The sequence below is a fragment of the Haloactinopolyspora alba genome (assembly GCF_003014555.1).
Classification (GTDB): domain Bacteria; phylum Actinomycetota; class Actinomycetes; order Jiangellales; family Jiangellaceae; genus Haloactinopolyspora; species Haloactinopolyspora alba.
The window spans coordinates 1-17,769 of sequence record NZ_PYGE01000006.1 but is presented as its reverse complement, the minus strand read 5'-3'; the positions used below and the strand labels follow the sequence as shown (position 1 = coordinate 17,769).

Here is a 17,769-nt window from a genome sequence, read left to right as displayed (position 1 = left end):
CCATGATCATCAACGATCCTCCGTGCCATGACCCGGATCATCGTTGATGATCATGGGCGGGGCGGCGTCGGCCAGTGCGCTCAACGCGGCGGTGAAACAGGCCTGCGGCGGCTGCACGAGCCCGGCGCCGACCTGCCCGGTTCCGGCCACCCGGCCCGCCATGCCGGTGTTGATCTGCGGCAGGATGCCGGTGCGGGCGACGAGGGAGACGTCGATCCCGGTGGGCGCGCCACTGAAATCCAGGATCGGAAAGGCGTAGGCGGGGTTCTCGGCCAGCGTGATCTCGTACATCGCCCGGCTGGTCCGCAGCGCGTCGGGCACGCTGCCGCCGACGAAGCGGACGATCGCGGGCGCGGCGGCCATCGCGAACCCGCCGATGCCCATGGTCTCGCAGATGGTGGAGTCGCCGATGTCCGGATTCGCGTCGTCCGGTCCGAAGCTTCCGAGGAACAGCCCGTCGGGGGTGTTCGCCGGCGCGGTGAACCACCTCGAGCCCGTTCCGGAGACCTGGACGCCGAAGTCGGTGCCGTTGCGCGCCATCGTGGTGACGACCGTCGAGCCGTCGATGCCGGCGGCCGCGGACGTCTGCAGCTTGCCGGCCGGCATGACCAGGTTGAGGAAGAAGTGGTCGTTGCCGGAGACGAACCGGACTGCCTCGGCGATCCGCGTCCCTGGCGCGTCACTGTCGATCAGGTCCGGCAGCAGCTCGCGCAGCAGCATCAGGGTGCCGGCGCGGTTGCGGTTGTGGCCCTCGTCGCCCATCTGCACCATCTGCGCGACGATGCCCTTGACGTCGACGCGCCCGTGCCTGCGCACCGCGTCCCGCAGCTGTGGCCCCAAGACGTCGGTCATCCACCGCAGCCGGTCGAGGACGTCGGGGGAGTAGGCGCCGTAACGCAGCACGGCCCCGAGGCCCTCGTTCAGTGAGCACCACGCCGTGCCGTCGTTCGCCTCGTCACGCAACTCGAACATCCACATCGACGGCGACACGACGCCGGCCATCGGGCCGACGGCGCCGCGATGGTGACAGGGCTCGAGGGTGATGCGGGCGCCGGAGTCCAGCATCGACTCGGCTTCCTCCGGCGTGTCCGCCAACCCTTCGAACAGCAGGGCGCCGATCAGTGCGCCGCGCATCGGCCCGGACGCGTGTTCCCACGACAGCGGGGGACCGGCGTGCAGGAACTCGCCCCGGCGCAACCCCAGCGCCTCGTGTGCGGGACGGACGTCGACGAGCTCGGCGGTGGCGGCGAGCATCCGTTCGACGGCGGCGGCGTTGGCCGCGGCCCGGCGCGGATCGGCGGCGACGCGGACCAGGTCGTCCTCGGTGCCCGGCAGCGGCGGGCGCCAGTCGACCGCGGCGACGGGAACGGCCTGCGCTGTCAGCGCGTCGGTGAACAGCTCCACCCCCGCGGTGATCACGCTGGGTTCGCTGTGCAGCAGTGCGTCGCTCATCGTCGGGCCTCCACGAGCTCGACAGCGGTGCGGGTGGCCTCCGCGTTGGACAGGTGCACCGACGCCCCGGCGTCGCGCAGCGTCGTGGCCTGCCGCGTCAGTCCCTGCGGGTCGTCGGCGGTGCCGACGAGCGAGACCACGACGGCGAGGTCGCGTTCCTGTGCGCCGGCGTGTTCGCGTGCCTCGCTGATCGCCGGGGCCAGTTCGCCGGCCGGGTCCGGGTGCGCGCCGTGGCCGAGCACGACGTCCAGCAGGACGACGCCGCAGGCGGGGTCGTCCGCCGCGGCGAGCAGCCGCTCGATCCGCAGCGTGTTGTCGATCATGGGGTGGGCGCGTCCGCGGGTCAGCGCGTCGTCCCCGAAGTCGATCATGACGTGCCCGTCGCCCGGACGTCCCCATGGCGGTGCGCCCTCGGGCAGCGCCCAGTCGGCCCGCAGCGGGGTGTTCGACCGGACCGGGCCGAGCGCGGCACTGGCGATCAGCATCGCCTCGTCGCAGAGCGTCCCTCCGGAGAAGATCCCGTTGACGTGCCCGTGCGGCCGGCTCCGCGGCGTGGGCGCGGGCCAGGACCGCGGTGCCCGCCACGGCGCGCCGACGGTTTCGGCGACGCTCTCGGCGACGGCGGTCAGGTCCGGTCCGCCCGCGCCGAGCGGGGCGACGACGACCGGCTTGCCGGCAGACTCGGCTCGCGTGTGCACGAGATCGGCGACGGCGGGCGCCGGAGGCTTGCCGAGCACGACGACGACCTCGGTGGCATCGTCGTCGGCGAGCAGGTCGAGCGCGGCGAGCGTGGACGCGCCGCCGACCTCTGCGGACATGTCACGCCCGCCGACGCCGAGGCAGTGGCTGACACCCACGTCGACCGCGTCGAGCAGGCTCATCACGTGCTGGGCTCCCGTGCCGGACGCGGCCACGATGCCGACGGGTCCCGGCCGGACGACGTTGGCGAAGCCGAACCCGGTGCCGCCCACGACGGCCGTGCCGCAGTCCGGGCCCATCACCAGGACGCCGCGCGCGGCGGCCGCGCGTTTCAGCCGGACCTCCTGCTCGACGGGCACGTTGTCGGAGAACACGATCACCGGGAGCTCGTGCTCGACGGCGTCCATGGCCTCGACGAAGGCGTGCGCGCCGGGGGTGGAGACGAACGCCACCGTGGCGTCGCCGTCGCGTGCGGCCGCCGTCACGGTGCGCGGTGGCGCGGTGGCGGCATCGCCGGACGGGCCCGGGCGACGGTGCCCGGCCAGAGCAGTGTCCAGCGCGCACAGCGCCCCCGGCAGCGCGTCGTCGTCGGCCGTCTCGACCGCGACGACGAGGTCGTTCGGCCCGGCTCCGGCGGGGCGCTGGAACCCCATGCCGTCCAGCAGGTCGAGGTTCAGCTCGGTGGCCATGGCGACCATCGCGGCGACAACGCCGGGCTCGGCCGCCACCGATCGGCTGACCTGCATCAACGTGACGGAGTCGTGGTAGCTGCCGGTGCGGACGTCGAGATGGCGGGGCATCTCACCTCCTGGGAACGGCGACGGGCGGATTGGGGGCGGGCGGATGCGGTGTGCCGAGTGCGGTGCGCAGGCCGAGGCAGAGCGCGGCGCCGGAGGTGTGCCCGACGCGCAGCAGGCGCTCGTGTGCGGCGTCCAGGTCGTCGGACGGACCGTCGAGCGCGTCGAGCAGGGCTGTCAGCGCGGGCACGGCGCGGCCCGACGCGGCGTGCCGGAGCAGGCCGGCGGAGACGGCGGTCGTGCGCTGCCACGGCCGCGCGGCGTCGACGGCGGCCGCGAGCCGGTCGCGTCGCGGGTGTTCGCCGGTGGCGTGCCACGTGACCAGGGCGGCGGCGAGGACGTCGTCGCCGGCCGGGGTGAGCCCGGGGCCGAACCCCAGCAGCGCGAGCACGGCGGCCTCCAGCGCGGCCGGATCACCGCCGGCGGTGGCGAGTGCGCGCGCCCGCGCCAGCAGCGCCGGGTCGACCGGCGGCACGGACCGTGCGGCGCGGGCACGGCAGCGCTCCGGATCGGTGACGTGCGCCTGCGGCACCCGGCGCCACCGGCGCGCGCGGATGCGGACGCCGCCGAGCTCGACCTGCCCGTCTCCGACGGCGGCCGGATCGCCGCAGAGTACCGGTGGCAGCCGCGTCGAGACGGTGAGCGCGCACGGCAGCGCGACGGCGTCGTCGGCCGCCACGGCGATCAGTTCGTCGTCGGCCCGGACGGCCACGAGCCGGCGGGTCGCGGCCACGACCCGGGCCGGGCGACGCGGACCGCGCAGCAGGGTCGCCACCGGTGCCGCGCCGACAGCGGGGACCTCCCGCGCGGCGCGGACGACCCGGTCGGTCGCGGCGGTGGGGACGGACACCGGCACACCTCCGTGACGTCCCGGCGCGCCGGGAGCTTGGTACTGCCCAGAACGTAGCCGGGCCGCTACCGTCTCTCGCATGGGAAAACTTGCCAACGATGGCGTCCCGGCTTCGCCGGAGTTGCCAGCGGGCGAGGGCCACCGGGCGGCGCGCCCCTCGCCGCCGGGCCCGGAGGTCACCTGGCCGACCCACGCGGTGCCGGGGCTGACCATCCGGAAGGCGATGGATATCCCGGCGCTGGCGGGGGCGCGGCTGCTGGCCGGCGCCGGCGGCATGGAGCGTGTCGTGCAGCGCGCGAACGTCATGGAGGTGCCGGACATCCTGCCGTGGGTGAAGCCGCACGAGCTGCTGCTCACCACCGGATATCCGCTGCGCAACACGCCGCAGGGCCTGCCCTCGCTGGTGACCGAGCTGAACGCGCGCGGTCTGGCCGCGCTGGCGGTCAAGCTGCACCGCTACCTGGACGCGCTGCCGGACGAGATGGTCGACGAGGCCGAGCGGCTGGGCATGCCGTTGTTGCTGCTGCCCGATGCGGTCGGGTTCGACGACATCCTGAACCAGGTGCTCACCGGGGTCCTGCACCGGCAGGCGTCGGCCCTGGAACGTTCGTGGGAGGTGCACCACGCCCTGCTCTCGGTGGTGCTGGACGGCGGCGGGCTACGCGAGGTGGCCGGCAAGACGTCGGCCGTGCTCGGGGTGTCGGTGTTCATCACCACGCCCGACGGCCGGGTGCTGGCCGAGGCCGGCGGCGAGGACGAGCTCGCCGGGTGGCGCGAGACCAGCTGTTTCGACCCGTCCGGGCGGTTCCGCACCGAGCACGAGCGCGGCGGGATCCACAGCTGCGGCGACACGCCCGGCAGCCATGCCGTGGTTCCGGTGGTCGCCGGGCGGGTCGACCACGGCCGCATCGTCGCGTTCGCCCGCGACCGCCAGCTCGACGGCAACGACATCAACGTCCTCGAGCGGGCGGCGACGGTGGCCGCACTGGCGGTGAACAAGCAGCTCGCGGTGACCGCGGTCGAGAGCAAGTACCGCGGCGACTTCCTCCGGGACGTGCTGGCCGGCCGCGCGGGCGACCGCGACCAGGTCGTCGAGCACTGCGAGTCGCTGGACTGGGACGTCGACCGCGACCTCGTCGTCGTGGTGGCCGAGCTCGACCCCGAGGCGCGTCCCGCGAGCGCGGCGGCTCCGCACCGCCGTCCCGCCCAGGAACGCTTCGCCGGGGCGTGGCACACCGTGGTGACCCGCCGCGACCCACGCGCCGCCGTCGTCGGCTTCGCGCAGGAGGTCGTCGCGTTGTTGCCGGTGCCGCAGGACGGTGACGCCGACGCCGTCGTGCGCGAGATGGTCCGGCAGGTCGCAGGCGACGGCGGTGGCGGGCGCCGCGCGTTCTCCACCGGGGTCAGCCGCATCGTGCACGACCCCGCCGAGCTGCCCACCGCCTACGAACAGGCGCGCCGCGCCGTGCAGGTGGGCAGGCAGCTCGAGGGCGGCGCCGCACTGGCGCACTTCGACGGCCTGGGGTCGTTCCGGCTGCTCAGCCAGATCGAGGACAGTGCCGAGCTGCGCGGGTTCGCCCACGAGACGCTGCACGAGCTGGCCGACACCGGCGACCCCGAGATGGCGGACCTGCGGCACACCCTGAAGGTGCTGCTGGACACGAACCTGAACGTGGCCGAGGCCGCCCGGCAGCTGCATTTCCACTACAACACGCTGCGCTACCGCATCGGCAAGCTCGAACGCATGGTCGGGCCGTTCACCACCGACCCGGAGCTGCGCCTGGACCTCGCGCTCGCGCTGAAGGTGCTGCAGATGCGCGGCCTCGACTGAGTCGTCGAACAGCCCTCGCCAAGACGAACGTACGTGATATTCTTGACGTGCGTACGGGAGGTGTTTCTGGTGACGGTCACCGCGTCGGAGTTGCGGCAGAACGTCTATCGGCTGCTGGACGAGGTGCTCGAGAGCGGCGCGCCGCTGGATATCGAACGCAACGGCCGGCGGCTGCGGATCGTGGCCGTCGAGTCGCCGTCGAAGCTTGCCCGGCTCACGCCACATCCGGACACGACCGTGGGGGATCCCGAGGATCTTGTCCACGTGGATTGGTCGGGTGAGTGGAGCCCGTGATCCTGCTCGATACGCACGTCGTCGTGTGGTTGTACCAGGACGCTGAGCGGCTGATTCCCGAATCGACTCGGCAGGCGCTGGACGCACATTCGTTGGTGTTGTCCCCGTTCGTCCGGCTGGAACTGCAGTATCTCAACGAGGTCGGCAAGGTGACGGTTGCCGCAGAGTCGATCGTCGACGAACTGGCGGCCAAGCTGGAGATGATCCACTCCGACCCGCCATCGGCTCAGATCTGCACTGTTGCCACGACCCTCCGGTGGACGAGAGATCCCTTCGACCGGCTCCTCTCCGCCCAGGCAACGGCGACGGACATGCCGCTGGTCACCAAGGACCGAACGATTCGACAGAACCTTCCACTCGCGCGCTGGGACGAGGACTTCTGACCCCAACCACACAGCCGAAGGAGTGCTGATCACCGTGCCGAAACCACCGTTGCCGCAGGAAGTCGGCGAGTTCCTCGCCAAACCGAACCCGGCCGTCATGACCACCGTGCGACCGGACGGGCAGCCCGTCTCGGTGGCGACGTGGTACCTGTGGCGTGACGGGCGGGTGCTGGTCAACCTCGACGAGGGACGCAAGCGGCTGGAGCACCTGCGCCACGACCCGCGGGTCAGCCTGACCGTCCTGGACGAGGGCAACTGGTACACGCATGTCAGCGTCCAGGGCCGGGTGGTCGAGCTGACTGAGGACGCCGAGCTGGCCGACATCGACGCGCTGGCCCAGCACTACATCGGCCAGCCCTACCCGACGCGGGACCGCCGCCGGATCAGTGCGTGGATCGAGGTCGACCGCTGGCACGGGTGGGGTTCGATGGAGAACACCGACGTCGAGCACCACCACGGCGTGCGGCTCTGAGCGCTGCCCTACGCCGGGACGGCGCCGTCACGCAGGCCGACGGCGTCGTGGCGCCAGAAGATCTCCGGGTACACCAGCGTGCCGGTCATCCAGGGCTCGACGGCGTCGAGCCGCACGACCTGGAAAGCGGGGTCGGGGATGCGCAGCGACGGCTTGCGGAACCCGAGCTGACCCGCCGGCTCGAACCCGAACCGCGGATAGAAGCCGGGCTCGCCTTCCAGGAACACCAGCGGCACCGAACGGATGCGCATGATCTCGAGCCCGCGCCGGACCAGCGCCGCCCCGACGCCCCGACGCTGTGAGTCCGGCAGTACGCCCAGCGGGCTGAGCACCCGGACGCCGACGAGGCGTTCGGGCGCGTCGAGAAGCGCGGGTGTGAACATCACGTGCCCGATGACGTGATCGCCGTCCTGTGCGACGAGGGACAGGCCCTCGCCCGGGACGACCAGCGTGCGCAGGTCGTCGGTGAGATCGGCGACCGCGGCTCCGTGCTCGTCACCGAACGCCTGCAGGTGGATGTCGCGGACCGCACGCCGGTCGCCGGCGTGTTCGAGGCGGAGCTTCATACGGGCGACGTTAAAGGCCGCCTCCGACAGCCTGCACACGGTTTTCCGCTGGCACGGGCTCGACCGCGGACCGGAGAAGTCAAGACGCACAGCTCACAAGGTGGGTTTCGTTCCCGAACGCCAGACCGGCGTCGTCCAGGTACTCACTCAACTCATGCTCCAAGTCCGCGACCAGCGCCGCCTGTCGTTCAGTGGTCAGGGCACTCAGCGGGGCGGCCAGCGGCGAGCCGGCGGCCTCGCGCCGGACGAACTCCGGCACCGTCGGGAAGCGTTCCTCGCCGATGGCGATCAGGATGCTGACCTCGGCGAACCCGGCTGCGTGTGCGTCCGCCCGCAGCGTTTCGGGAGCACCGAGCGCGAACGGCGAGGCCATCATCGCGGCCGCCGACTGCCCAGCGTGCCTGCCGAGGGCACGCGCGAACGTGTCGTAGACCGGGTGGTGCGCGAGCGAACGCAACACACTGAACGTCACGCGGCCGCCCGGGGCGGTCACTCTGCGCATCTCGCCGAGCGCGGCGACCCGATCGTCGAAGAACTGAACCGCCTGCTGGCAGAGCACGGCGTCGAACGTGGCGTCGTCGAACGGCAGGTCGGTGACATCCGCCTGGTGGAACTCGACCGCCGCGTCCGCGTCGGCCGTGACCCGTCGCGCGGTAGCGAGCATGTCCGGATTGATGTCGATTCCGGTGACCGTCCCGGTGTGCCCCAGGCGTCGTGCCGCCGCCCGCGCGACGGCACCGGTCCCGCACCCGACGTCGAGCACCCGCGCGCCGGGGAGCACGGCCGCGTGGTCCACCAGGCGCCGGGCGAACGGTTCGAAGATCACCGGGACCAGGTACTCCTCGTAGGCGGCGGCCGCATCGTCGCGCAACTGCCAGCCGGTACCGGTTCTGGTCTCTGCGGTTGTGGTGGTGTCGCTCATCTGCGTTCTCCTCTCCGACGGTGGCAGCATGGCAGTGCTCCGACGGCTCGTCATGGGTGAAAACACGGGTCGTGGCCCGGGTCGCTGCACGCTCCATCACCCGCGTTCTGTGGCAGTCTGGGTCAGTGCCACACGACGTGGTGGGCGAGCTGACCGAGCAGGGGAATGCGGCGTTGGCCTCCTGCGACTGGTCGACCGCGCGCGAATGCTTCGAACGAGCCCGCGAGGTGCGCGAGACGCCGGAAGTGCTCGACGGACTCGGGCGGGCCGTCTATTGGCAAGGTGAGTACCAGCACGCGCTTCATCTGCGTGAGCGTGCGTATGCGGGCTACCGCCGGCGTGACGACCGCCGCTCGGCCGGACTTGTCGCGGTGCAGGTGGCGCAGCTGTACGGGCTGATATCCGGCAACGCGGCAGCCGTCGACGGCTGGCTCGGGCATGCGCGGCGGATGCTCGCCGACGGCGGAGACTGCGTGGAACGCGGATGGCTGGAGCTGTTTCTGGGTTGTGTCACGTCCGATCCCGCCGAACGGGAACGGCGCACCCGGTCGGCCGCCGCGGCGGGCCGGCGCCTGCGCTCGCCCGACCTGGAATTCGACGCGCTCGGCTACCTCGGCCTGGCGCGGCTGGAGGCCGGTGCGGTCGACGAGGGCATGCGGCTGATGGACGAAGCGGTGGCCGCGGTCGCGAGCGGACTCGTCGGCGATGCGTGGGCAGCCGGGGAGATCTACTGCACCCTCTTCCACGGCTGCGAGATGGTGCTCGACGTCCGCCGCGCGGAGCAGTGGATGCGCGCGGTCGACGCCTACGTCGAGCGCACCGGAGAGCTGCCGATCTCGGCGATCTGCCGGATGCACTACGGCGGACTGCTCATGGCGGCCGGGCGATGGGACGAGGCCGATCATGAGCTCACCGAGGCGTTGCGGATCTACCGGAACACCTCCTGGGGCACTCGGTTCGAGCCGCTGCTGCGGCTGGCCGACCTGCGGGTCAGACAGGGACGTTTCGACGAGGCCGAGCGGCTGATGGACGGGTTCGAGGACCACGGTTCCGCTGCGGGGCCGCGGGCGCGGCTGTTGCTGGTTCAGGGTGAGCCGCGGCTCGCGCGTTCGGTGGTGGACCGCGCGCTGGGTGACGGCTGCTGGCTGTCCACGGCACCGATGGTCGCGCTCCGCGTTGAGGTGGCGCTGGCTTGCGATGCGGTCGACGAAGCGCGCGCGGATGCCGACGACCTCGCCCGGTTGGCCGCCGACACGGACTCGACGTGGCTGCGCGGGCTCGCCGCACTGTCGCAGGCGAGAGTCATGCTGGCCGCTGCCGACGATCCGGCGAAAGCCCAAGTCGAACTGGAAGGGGCGCTTGCGGCCTTCGCCGAGTCGGGCTTGCCGTTCGAACTCGCGACGGCGCGGCTCGACCTGGCGGCTCTGCTCGTGGACACGACGCCGGAGGTGGCCCGTAGCCACGCCCGATACGCCGCGGACGGCTTCCTGCGGCTGGGCGCGCGTCGGGAGGCTGACGTCGCCGCACACCTGCTCCGGCGCCTCGGCGAGCCCACCAGGAAGGCGCCCCGGCCCGACGGGGTCCTCACCGAGCGGCAGAACGACGTGTTGAGGTTGCTCGCGGAGGGACTGTCCAACACCGAGATCGCCCGGCGCCTCGTCATCAGCCCGCGGACCGCGGAGCACCATGTCGGCAACATCCTGTCTGCGCTGGGACTGCGCAGCCGTGCCGAAGCCGCTGCCTACCTGCTCAGACATCCTCAGCAGGACTGAGCCGGCGGCACACCGGGTCACCGCCCCGTCGGAGGCCGGGCGCAGAGGTTGCCGATGGCGTTGCGGTGGGATCGGTAGATCATGCCCATGCCGGACACGCCCTCGGTGCCTAGGTTGCCTCCATCGTGTCCAACAGGGTGGCATACGTCGCCTGAACGGATCCGGATCAGGCCGCGGCATGTTGCCGGCACCGGCAGTTGCCGCCCGGACGAGGAGGCGTCACGTGGCATTCGGCTGGAAAGTGGTCCATGGCGGCAAGACCCCTCCGCCGGGCGAGGTCGTCCGGCCCGACGAGCGACTGTCGTGGGGGAGGACCGTCGGGCTCGGCGCCCAGCACGTCGTCGCGATGTTCGGCGCGACGTTCGTGTTCCCGCTGGTGATGGGGCTCAACGCGCAGCTCGCGATCATGATGAGCGGGGTCGCGACCATCTGCTTCCTGCTCATCGTCAAGGGGAAGGTCCCCAGCTACCTGGGCACCAGCGCGTCGTTCGTCGGCGGCGTGGCCGCGATCCGCGCCCAGGGCGGCGACTCGCCGGAGGTGACCGGCGCGATCCTCGTCGCCGGTGTCGTGCTGGTGGCCGCGGGCGTGCTGATCCACGTCCTCGGACCGGGTGTGCTGCACACGGTGCTGCCTCCGGTGGTGACCGGTGCCGTGGTCATGCTCATCGGGTTCAACCTGGCGCCGGTGGTCGCCGACGTCTACTGGCCGCAGGACCAGTGGATCGCGCTGATCGTGATGACCGCGGTGATCATGATGGCGGTCGGGCTGCGCGGGTTCTTCGGCCGCATCGCCGTCTTCCTCGGCCTGGTCTTCGGTTACGCGCTGTCCTGGGTGTTCGACCGGGTGTTCGGGCAGATCACCGCCTACGACGCGAACGCCGGCGAGGTGACGACGCACTGGCGGGTGAACTTCGACGCCGTGGGCGACGCGGACTGGATCGGGTTCCCCGCCGAGACGATGACCGGCCCGGACGGCGCGGAGGTCGCGGGCTGGCACCTGCCGAGCTTCAACGCCGCGTTCATCCTGCTGGTGCTGCCCGCCGTCATCGCGCTGATCGCCGAGAACGCCGGACACGTCAAGGCGGTGGCGGAGATGACCGATCGCGATCTCAACCCCGAGATGGGCCGGGCCATCGGCGCCGACGGCGTCGGCACCGTCCTCGCCTCGTCCGTCGGCGGGTCGCCGACGACGACGTACGCCGAGAACATCGGCGTCATGGCCGCCACCAGGGTCTACTCGACGGCCGCGTACTACGTCGCGGCGCTGGTGGCGATCGGGTTCGGTTTCTCACCGAAGTTCGGCGCGCTGGTCTCGGCGGTGCCGGGCGGCGTTCTGGGCGGCATCACCGTCGTGCTGTACGGCATGATCGGCATGCTGGGCGCGAAGATCTGGATCGAGAACGGTGTCGACTTCGCCAACCCGATCAACCTCGTCCCGGTGTCCGCGGGGATCATCATCGCGATCGGCGACACCTCCCTCGAGATCACCGACGACTTCGTGCTCTCCGGGATCGCTCTCGGGACGCTGGTGACGATCGCCGCCTATCACCTGTCGCGGCTGGTCGCGCCGCCGTACCTGAAGGGTGGCAGCGGCGGCCCACGGGCACCGTCGTCGGGACCGGTCCCCGAACGCGCCGGTGAGGCCGGAACGCCATGAGCATCGGCCCGAGCCGGAACCCGGGCAGCACGGCGCCGTCGAGGAGGAGGATGAGGGCGTGAAGCCTTCGGCGTTCGCGTACCACCGGCCCGGCACGGTGGACGAAGCCGTCGCGACGCTTGCCGGCGTCGGCGACGACGGCAAGGTGCTGGCCGGCGGACAGAGCCTGGTGCCGATGCTGAACATGCGCCTGGCCGCCCCCGCGCACCTGGTGGACGTCAACCGGGTGGACGGGCTCGACGAGGTGCGGGTGGTCGACGACGGTGCCGGCGCGAGCGTGCGGGTGGGCGCCGCGGCGCGGCACACCGACGTGGAGCACGACGCCGAGGTGGCGGCCGTGCTTCCGCTGCTGCGGCAGGCACTCGAGCACGTCGCCCATCCCACGATCCGCAACCGCGGCACGACCGTGGGCAGCCTGGTGCACGCCGACCCGGCGGCGGAGCTGAACGCGGTGCTCGCGCTGCTGGGCGGCTCGGTGACGCTGCGCTCGACGACGGGCAGCCGGGTCGTGAACGCGAGCGAGCTGGTCACCGGGCCGATGCAGACGTGCCTGCGTCCCGACGAGCTCGCCACCGAGGCGGCGTTCCCGGTGCCGCAGGGGCACACCGGCACCGCCTGGACGGAGGTGTCGCGCCGCGCCGGCGACTACGCCGTGTGCGGCGTCGGCGTGCTGGTCACGGTCGACGACGAGCTGCGGGTGCGCTCGGCGCGGGCGGCGTACGTGTCCATGGGCCCGGTGCCGGAGGTGCTGGATCTGACCGAGCCGGTGGCCGGGATCGCCGCAGGTGGGGCGCGGCCGGACGAGTGGGCGGCGGCCGGGCGCCTGGCGACGGCGCGGCTGGAGCCCGACGACGACATCCATGCCACCGCGGCCTACCGCGGCCATCTCGCGGGCGTGCTCACCGCCCGCGCCGCCCGTGCCGCAGCCGAGCGGGCCGTGGCCCGAGCCGGCGACACGACGGGAGCGAGTACATGAGCATCGAGGAGCATCCCGGCCGCACCGAGACTCGGCACGACGTCCGGGTGACGGTGAACGGCGTCCCACGCACGGCCACGGTTCCGGCGCGCCGGTTGCTGTCCGACTTCCTGCGCCACGACCTGGCTCTCACCGGGACGCACGTCGGCTGCGAGCACGGCGTGTGCGGTGCGTGCACCGTGCTGGTGGACGGGCGCCCGATCCGCTCGTGCCTGCAGTTCGCGGTCATGCACGACGGCGCCGAGATCACGACGGTCGAGGGGTGCACCCGCCCCGACGGCGAGCTGGGCCCGGTGCAGCGGGCGTTCCGGGACTGTCACGGATTGCAGTGCGGGTTCTGCACCCCCGGGTTCGTCACCACGATCACCGCCTACCTCGACGAGCATCCGCGCCCGTCGGCGACCGAAGCGCGGGAGGCGATCTCCGGGAACCTGTGCCGGTGCACCGGCTACCAGAGCATCGTCGACTCGGTGCTGCGCGCCGCGGAGATCCGCAGTGACCAGGGAGACGGGCGAGGGGAGACGCCGCAGTGACGACACGGACGGTCGGCGAGCCGATCGCGCGCCGGGAGGACCCGCGGCTGCTCACCGGGCAGGGCCGCTACCTGGACGACATCGGGCACGATGCGCTGGCCGCGGCGTTCGTGCGCAGCCCGCACGCGCACGCGCGGATCGTGGACGTCGACGTGACGGATGCGCTGGACGTCGACGGACTGGTGGCGATCTACACGCACGAGGACCTGCCGGGCCGGGTGGGCGAGCCGCTGCCGGTGCTGATCCCGCACGCCGCACTGACCGAACCGCGAACGCCGTACGCCCTGGCCAGGGACGAGGTGAACCACGTCGGCGAGGCCGTGGTCATGGTGGTGGCGACCGGCCGGGACGTCGCCGAGGACGTGTGTGAGCGGATTCGGGTCGAGTACGACTTCCTGCCGCCGGTGGTCGGGATCGAGTCCTCCCGCGACGCCGCGGCGCTGGTGCACGACGACGTGCCGGGCAACGTCTCCGCGCACCTGGTGCAGGAGGTCGGTGACGCGCGTGCCGCCGTGGACGCGGCCCCGCACGTGGTCGAGCTCGACCTCGAGATCGAGCGCAGCGCGTCCACGCCACTGGAGGGCAAGGGCGTGCACGCACGCTGGGACGCCGACGACCGCAGCCTGCGCGTGTACACGTCCACCCAGGCGTCGACGTCCGTGCGCGCGGCGGTCGCCGCGAAGCTCGAGCTGCCGCCGGACCGGGTGGAGGTGATCGCCCCGGATGTCGGCGGCGGTTTCGGTGTGAAGATCGTGCACCCGTGGCCGGAGGAGGTCCTGGTGCCGTGGGCGGCCATCCGGCTCGGCCGCGAGGTGAAGTGGACCGAGGACCGCCGCGAGCACTTCGTCTCCGCCGCCCACGAGCGTGGCCAGCTGCAGCACGTGCGGGCCGGGTTCGACGACGACGGCAGGGTGCTCGGCCTCGACGTCACGTTCTGGCACGACAACGGCGCCTACACCCCTTACGGCATCATCGTGCCGATCGTCACCTCGACGCAGCTGCTGGGGCCGTACAAGCCCGGGGCCTACCGGGTGGAGTTCTCCAGCCTCTACACGAACACCGTCACGGTCACGCCGTACCGCGGTGCCGGGCGCCCGCAGGGTTGCTTCGCCATGGAACGGACCATGGACGCGATCGCCGCGGAGCTCGGCCTCGACCGCACCGTCGTGCGTGAACGCAACTTCATCCAGCCCGACGAGATGCCCTACGACCACGGCCTGACGTTCCAGGACGGGCGCCCGCTGATCTACGACTCCGGGGACTTCCCGGCGACCCTGGCCAAGCTGCGCAAGCTCGTCGGCTGGGACGAGTTCGAGACCTACCGCGACCAGGCCCGTGCGCAGGGCCGCCGGGTCGGTATCGGGATCGGCTGCTATGTCGAGGGCACCGGAGTCGGCCCGTACGAGGGCGGCTTCGTCAAGGTCGAGACCGACGGCACGGTCGTCGTCGCGACCGGGCTCACCACCCAGGGCCAGGGGCACCAGACGGTGTTCGCCCAGGTCGTGGCGGACGAGCTCGGCGTCGGCGTCGACCGGGTCGCCGTCACGACCGGGGACACCCGGCGGTTCGGCTACGCCGTCGGGACGTTCGCCTCCCGGGCGGCCGTGATGAGCGGCAACGCGGTGGCGCTGGCCGCGCGGCGCGTGCGCGAGAAGGCGTTGCGCGTGGCCGGCGAGGCGCTGGAGGCGGACCCGCGCGACCTCGAGATCGTCGACGGCGAGGTCCGGGTCAAGGGAACCCCGGGCGCGACGATCCCGCTGACGACCGTCGCCGTCCTGTCGAACCCGTTGCGCTACGCCTTCGACGCCGAGACCGAACGGGCGACCCAGTTCGCCTCACCGGGCGACCCGGACCAGCCGCCGGTGGCCGACGACGACGAGCCGGGCCTTCAGGGCACCGACTACTACTCGCCGCCGCGGTCGACGTTCGCCAACGGCATGCACGCGGCGATCGTCGAGACCGACCCCGAGACCGCCGAGATCTCGATCCTGCGCTACTGCGTCGTCCACGACTGCGGGACCCTGCTCAATCCCCGGCTGGTCGAGGGGCAGATCCACGGCGGCGTGGCCCAGGGCGTCGGCGGCGCACTGTACGAGCGGATGGTTTACGACGACGCGGGACAGCTGGTGAACGCGTCGTTCATGGACTTCCTGATGCCCTACGCGACGGAGGTTCCGGCCATCGAGATCGACCATCTGCAGACGCCGTCGCCGCTGAACCCGCTGGGCGTCAAGGGCGCCGGCGAGGCCGGCGTCATCCCGGTCTCCGCGGTCCTGGCCGCGGCCATCGAGGACGCCGAGGGCATCCGCGTGACCCGGATGCCGATGTCCCCGTCCGAACTGCACCACCTGCGCGAACGGTCGACGAACGAGGAGGGCCCCCGCCGATGAAGGTCTCCGGAACCGCCGTGCTGCACGCCCCGCGAGAGCGGGTCTGGCAGGCGCTGACCGATCCGGCCGTCCTGGTCCGCACCATTCCCGGCTGCGAGCGGCTGGAAGAGCGCGGCGGGGACACGTACACGATGACGGTCACCGCCGGCGTGGGGTCGGTCAAGGGGACCTACGCGGGTGAGGTCCAGCTACGTGACCAGCAGGAACCGGATTCGTTCGTGCTCGCGGCCTCCGGGGCGGGAGCGCCCGGCACCGTGAGCGCGGACGTCGCGGTCACGCTCAGTTCGGACGGTGACGGGGCGACGCAGCTGACCTACGACGCCGACGCCATCGTGGGCGGCATGATCGGCGGGGTGGGGCAGCGGATGCTCACCGGGGTGGCGAAGAAGACCGCGGGCGAGTTCTTCGCCGCGGTCGACGACGTGCTCACCGGCCGCGAGCCGGCGGCCGCTGCGGGGGTGCCCGGGGCGCCGGCCGCCGGGGTCGAGGCGCCCCCGGGTGCGCCGACGGTGCACGAGGCGCCGGTCCCGGTGCGCTCGGCCGCCGGTGCCGTGAACCGCGACGTCATCGGCGGCGCTCTCGCCGGTGCGGCCATCGCGCTGGCCGGCGTGCTGGTCGGAGGATGGGTGGCCGGCCGGCGATCGCGCTGACCTCGGCCCCGTCAGGGCTCAGCTCGCCCGTCCGGGTCCGTCGAGATGGTCGACGAGCCCTTGGACGCCCTGCGACATCGCACAGTGCGCGCAGCAGTAGAAGTGCCCGTCGGACTCGACGCCGTGCCCGACGACCTTGCAGCCGCAGTGCTCGCAGACCGGCGCCATCCGGTGGATGGCACATTCGAAGCTGTCGAAGACGTGGACCGTGCCCTGGGCGTGGATCTCGAAGGCCAGGGCGTAGTCGTTCCCGCAGACCTCGCAGACCGCCATCGTGATCATCTCCGCTGGTAGTGGATCCATGGTCGGATGTCTTCGATGGTTCTCCGACGTCCGGCCGCACGCAAGCGATGTGCGGCAGTCGGTGCTCGCCGCGCCTACGATGGGTCCCTACACCGCCCGTACGGGTGCGCAGAGGAGGACGGCGAATGCGCGCGTTCACAGCGGCCGCGGTCCAGGTCAGGCCGCGCGCCGAGACGCTGACGCCCGAGAGCGTCAAGTTGAACGTCGAGCACGCGCTCGAGCAGGTCGAGCGGTGCGTCGAGGACACCGGCGCCGAGCTCGTCGTGCTGCCCGAGTCGGTGACCACCGGGTTCACCCCCGGCTGCCCGCCCGAGGCGCTGTGGGAGCTGGTGAGCGACGTTCCGGGTCCGCTGAGCGAGGCGTTCCAGGAGACGGCGCGGCGGCTGGGCGTGCACCTGGTATGGGGCAGCTACGAGCGCGGCGCGGAGCCGGGGATCGTGTACAACTCGGCCGCGCTCGCCGGGCCCGACGGCGACGTCCGTGGCATCTATCGCAAGACGCACCCGTACTGCACCGAGCTGCGCTCCCGCGGCGGCTGGGTGACTCCGGGCGACGACGTGTGCGTGGTCGACACCGAGCTCGGCCGCATCGGCATGATCATCTGCTTCGACGGGGACTTCCCGGAGCTGTCCCGTATCACCGCGGTACGCGGCGCGGAGGTCGTCGTGCGGCCGTCGGCGCTGCTGCGCTCGGCCGATCTGTGGGAGCTGACCAACCGTGCCCGGGCGTACGACAACCACGTCTTCGTCGTCGGCGCCAATTGCACCGGCACCGACCCGGCGGGTGTGCTCTACTTCGGCAACTCCATGATCGTCACGCCGATCGCCGACGTCGTCGCGCGTGCGGCGACGCACGAATGCTGGATCTCCGCGCGGCTCGACCCGGACACGGCGATGCGGTCGCTGACACCCGGGTCCAGTGTGGGCCAGGGGTTCGATCACCTGGCCGAGCGCAACCTCGAACTCGTCCGCCGGTATGCCGACGACCTCGCCGGCGAGGCGGATACGTCGTTCCCGTACGGCGGCTGAACCTCGCCCGGGGCGCGGGCGTCGTCGCTCCGGTGCCGCCCGTCACCAGGATCGTGCACGCGTCACGAGGCCTGCAGGGGTGGTGACGCATGGAATTCCGGCTCTTGTGACGTTTCCGTGGGTGGGTGAGCGCGTCTGATAGAGCTGCACGCCGCTCTCGCTCTAGGTTTCTGTCTTGTCAGGGATCAGAAACT

Annotated in this window: 17 protein-coding genes; 11 read left to right on the top strand and 6 right to left on the bottom strand. The window is 72.0% G+C overall.

Annotation, left to right across the window (positions count from 1 at the left end):
* Positions 1-9: 9 nt before the first annotated feature.
* Genes CLV30_RS09890 through CLV30_RS09880 form a run of 3 tightly spaced genes read right to left on the bottom strand, consistent with a single transcriptional unit; the run spans position 10 to position 3,798 of the window.
* The gene (locus tag CLV30_RS09890) at positions 10-1,452 is read right to left on the bottom strand and encodes a YlbE family protein (RefSeq protein WP_106537053.1); all 1,443 of its coding nucleotides are present in this window, start codon (positions 1,450-1,452) and stop codon (positions 10-12) included.
* Entirely contained in the window at positions 1,449-2,951 is a 1,503-nt protein-coding gene (locus CLV30_RS09885; RefSeq protein WP_106537052.1) for an AllF/FdrA family protein, read from the bottom strand. The genes CLV30_RS09890 and CLV30_RS09885 overlap by 4 nt, the downstream gene beginning before the upstream one ends.
* A 1-nt stretch (position 2,952) precedes the next feature.
* Complete coding sequence (locus tag CLV30_RS09880) at positions 2,953-3,798, bottom strand: oxamate carbamoyltransferase subunit AllH family protein (RefSeq protein WP_129710889.1); 846 nt, start codon at positions 3,796-3,798, stop codon at positions 2,953-2,955.
* Positions 3,799-3,877: 79 nt separating this feature from the next.
* Here CLV30_RS09880 and CLV30_RS09875 point away from each other — a divergent pair, with 79 nt between their 5' ends.
* From CLV30_RS09875 to CLV30_RS09860, 4 genes are all read left to right on the top strand, one after another.
* On the top strand, positions 3,878-5,629 hold the full coding sequence (locus tag CLV30_RS09875; protein WP_205740568.1) for a PucR family transcriptional regulator: 1,752 nt from the start codon (positions 3,878-3,880) through the stop codon (positions 5,627-5,629).
* A 69-nt stretch (positions 5,630-5,698) separates the two neighbouring features.
* Complete coding sequence (locus CLV30_RS09870; RefSeq protein WP_205740567.1) at positions 5,699-5,923, top strand: type II toxin-antitoxin system Phd/YefM family antitoxin; 225 nt, start codon at positions 5,699-5,701, stop codon at positions 5,921-5,923.
* Positions 5,920-6,306, top strand: a complete 387-nt coding sequence (locus tag CLV30_RS09865) for a type II toxin-antitoxin system VapC family toxin (RefSeq protein ID WP_165358490.1) — start codon at positions 5,920-5,922, stop codon at positions 6,304-6,306. The genes CLV30_RS09870 and CLV30_RS09865 overlap by 4 nt, the downstream gene beginning before the upstream one ends.
* A gap of 34 nt (positions 6,307-6,340) precedes the next feature.
* A complete protein-coding gene (locus CLV30_RS09860) occupies positions 6,341-6,778 on the top strand; it encodes a PPOX class F420-dependent oxidoreductase (RefSeq protein ID WP_106537253.1) in 438 nt (145 codons plus the stop codon).
* 8 nt (positions 6,779-6,786) lie between these two features.
* Here the strand turns inward: CLV30_RS09860 and CLV30_RS09855 are convergent, their stop codons facing one another.
* On the bottom strand, positions 6,787-7,344 hold the full coding sequence (locus CLV30_RS09855) for a GNAT family N-acetyltransferase (RefSeq protein ID WP_106537049.1): 558 nt from the start codon (positions 7,342-7,344) through the stop codon (positions 6,787-6,789).
* Between the two features lie 79 nt (positions 7,345-7,423).
* Positions 7,424-8,266, bottom strand: coding sequence for a class I SAM-dependent methyltransferase (locus CLV30_RS09850; RefSeq protein WP_106537048.1), 843 nt, complete (start codon positions 8,264-8,266; stop codon positions 7,424-7,426).
* A 125-nt stretch (positions 8,267-8,391) separates the two neighbouring features.
* On the opposite strand from CLV30_RS09850, the gene CLV30_RS09845 reads away from it, so the two are divergent.
* The 6 genes from CLV30_RS09845 to CLV30_RS09820 all read left to right on the top strand — a co-directional run bounded on the left by CLV30_RS09845 (position 8,392) and on the right by CLV30_RS09820 (position 16,244).
* Positions 8,392-10,038, top strand: a complete 1,647-nt coding sequence (locus CLV30_RS09845) for a LuxR C-terminal-related transcriptional regulator (RefSeq protein ID WP_129710888.1) — start codon at positions 8,392-8,394, stop codon at positions 10,036-10,038.
* 223 nt (positions 10,039-10,261) lie between these two features.
* Positions 10,262-11,695, top strand: a complete 1,434-nt coding sequence (locus tag CLV30_RS09840; RefSeq protein ID WP_205740566.1) for a uracil-xanthine permease family protein — start codon at positions 10,262-10,264, stop codon at positions 11,693-11,695.
* Between the two features lie 58 nt (positions 11,696-11,753).
* A complete protein-coding gene (locus CLV30_RS09835) occupies positions 11,754-12,671 on the top strand; it encodes an FAD binding domain-containing protein (RefSeq protein ID WP_106537252.1) in 918 nt (305 codons plus the stop codon).
* A complete protein-coding gene (locus CLV30_RS09830; protein ID WP_106537045.1) occupies positions 12,668-13,204 on the top strand; it encodes a (2Fe-2S)-binding protein in 537 nt (178 codons plus the stop codon). Before CLV30_RS09835 ends, CLV30_RS09830 begins: the two co-directional genes overlap by 4 nt.
* Positions 13,201-15,594: an aerobic carbon-monoxide dehydrogenase large subunit gene (gene cutA / locus CLV30_RS09825; RefSeq protein ID WP_106537044.1), complete on the top strand. Its 2,394-nt coding sequence runs from the start codon at positions 13,201-13,203 to the stop codon at positions 15,592-15,594. The genes CLV30_RS09830 and cutA overlap by 4 nt, the downstream gene beginning before the upstream one ends.
* A complete protein-coding gene (locus CLV30_RS09820) occupies positions 15,591-16,244 on the top strand; it encodes an SRPBCC family protein (RefSeq protein WP_106537043.1) in 654 nt (217 codons plus the stop codon). The genes cutA and CLV30_RS09820 overlap by 4 nt, the downstream gene beginning before the upstream one ends.
* A gap of 18 nt (positions 16,245-16,262) precedes the next feature.
* Here the strand turns inward: CLV30_RS09820 and CLV30_RS09815 are convergent, their stop codons facing one another.
* Positions 16,263-16,517: a hypothetical protein gene (locus tag CLV30_RS09815; RefSeq protein WP_106537251.1), complete on the bottom strand. Its 255-nt coding sequence runs from the start codon at positions 16,515-16,517 to the stop codon at positions 16,263-16,265.
* A gap of 155 nt (positions 16,518-16,672) precedes the next feature.
* Here CLV30_RS09815 and CLV30_RS09810 point away from each other — a divergent pair, with 155 nt between their 5' ends.
* A complete protein-coding gene (locus CLV30_RS09810; RefSeq protein WP_106537042.1) occupies positions 16,673-17,575 on the top strand; it encodes a carbon-nitrogen hydrolase family protein in 903 nt (300 codons plus the stop codon).
* Positions 17,576-17,769: the final 194 nt, after the last annotated feature.

What these genes read in the sequence shown, in the direction of transcription:
- CLV30_RS09890 (WP_106537053.1), bottom strand. Translation starts at nt 1,452, where the DNA reads ATGAGCGACGCACTGCTGCACAGCGAACCCAGCGTGATCACCGCGGGG.
- CLV30_RS09885 (WP_106537052.1), bottom strand. Translation starts at nt 2,951, where the DNA reads ATGCCCCGCCATCTCGACGTCCGCACCGGCAGCTACCACGACTCCGTC.
- CLV30_RS09875 (WP_205740568.1), top strand. Translation starts at nt 3,878, where the DNA reads ATGGGAAAACTTGCCAACGATGGCGTCCCGGCTTCGCCGGAGTTGCCA.
- CLV30_RS09855 (WP_106537049.1), bottom strand. Translation starts at nt 7,344, where the DNA reads ATGAAGCTCCGCCTCGAACACGCCGGCGACCGGCGTGCGGTCCGCGAC.
- CLV30_RS09850 (WP_106537048.1), bottom strand. Translation starts at nt 8,266, where the DNA reads ATGAGCGACACCACCACAACCGCAGAGACCAGAACCGGTACCGGCTGG.
- CLV30_RS09830 (WP_106537045.1), top strand. Translation starts at nt 12,668, where the DNA reads ATGAGCATCGAGGAGCATCCCGGCCGCACCGAGACTCGGCACGACGTC.
- CLV30_RS09820 (WP_106537043.1), top strand. Translation starts at nt 15,591, where the DNA reads ATGAAGGTCTCCGGAACCGCCGTGCTGCACGCCCCGCGAGAGCGGGTC.
- CLV30_RS09815 (WP_106537251.1), bottom strand. Translation starts at nt 16,517, where the DNA reads ATGGCGGTCTGCGAGGTCTGCGGGAACGACTACGCCCTGGCCTTCGAG.
- CLV30_RS09810 (WP_106537042.1), top strand. Translation starts at nt 16,673, where the DNA reads ATGCGCGCGTTCACAGCGGCCGCGGTCCAGGTCAGGCCGCGCGCCGAG.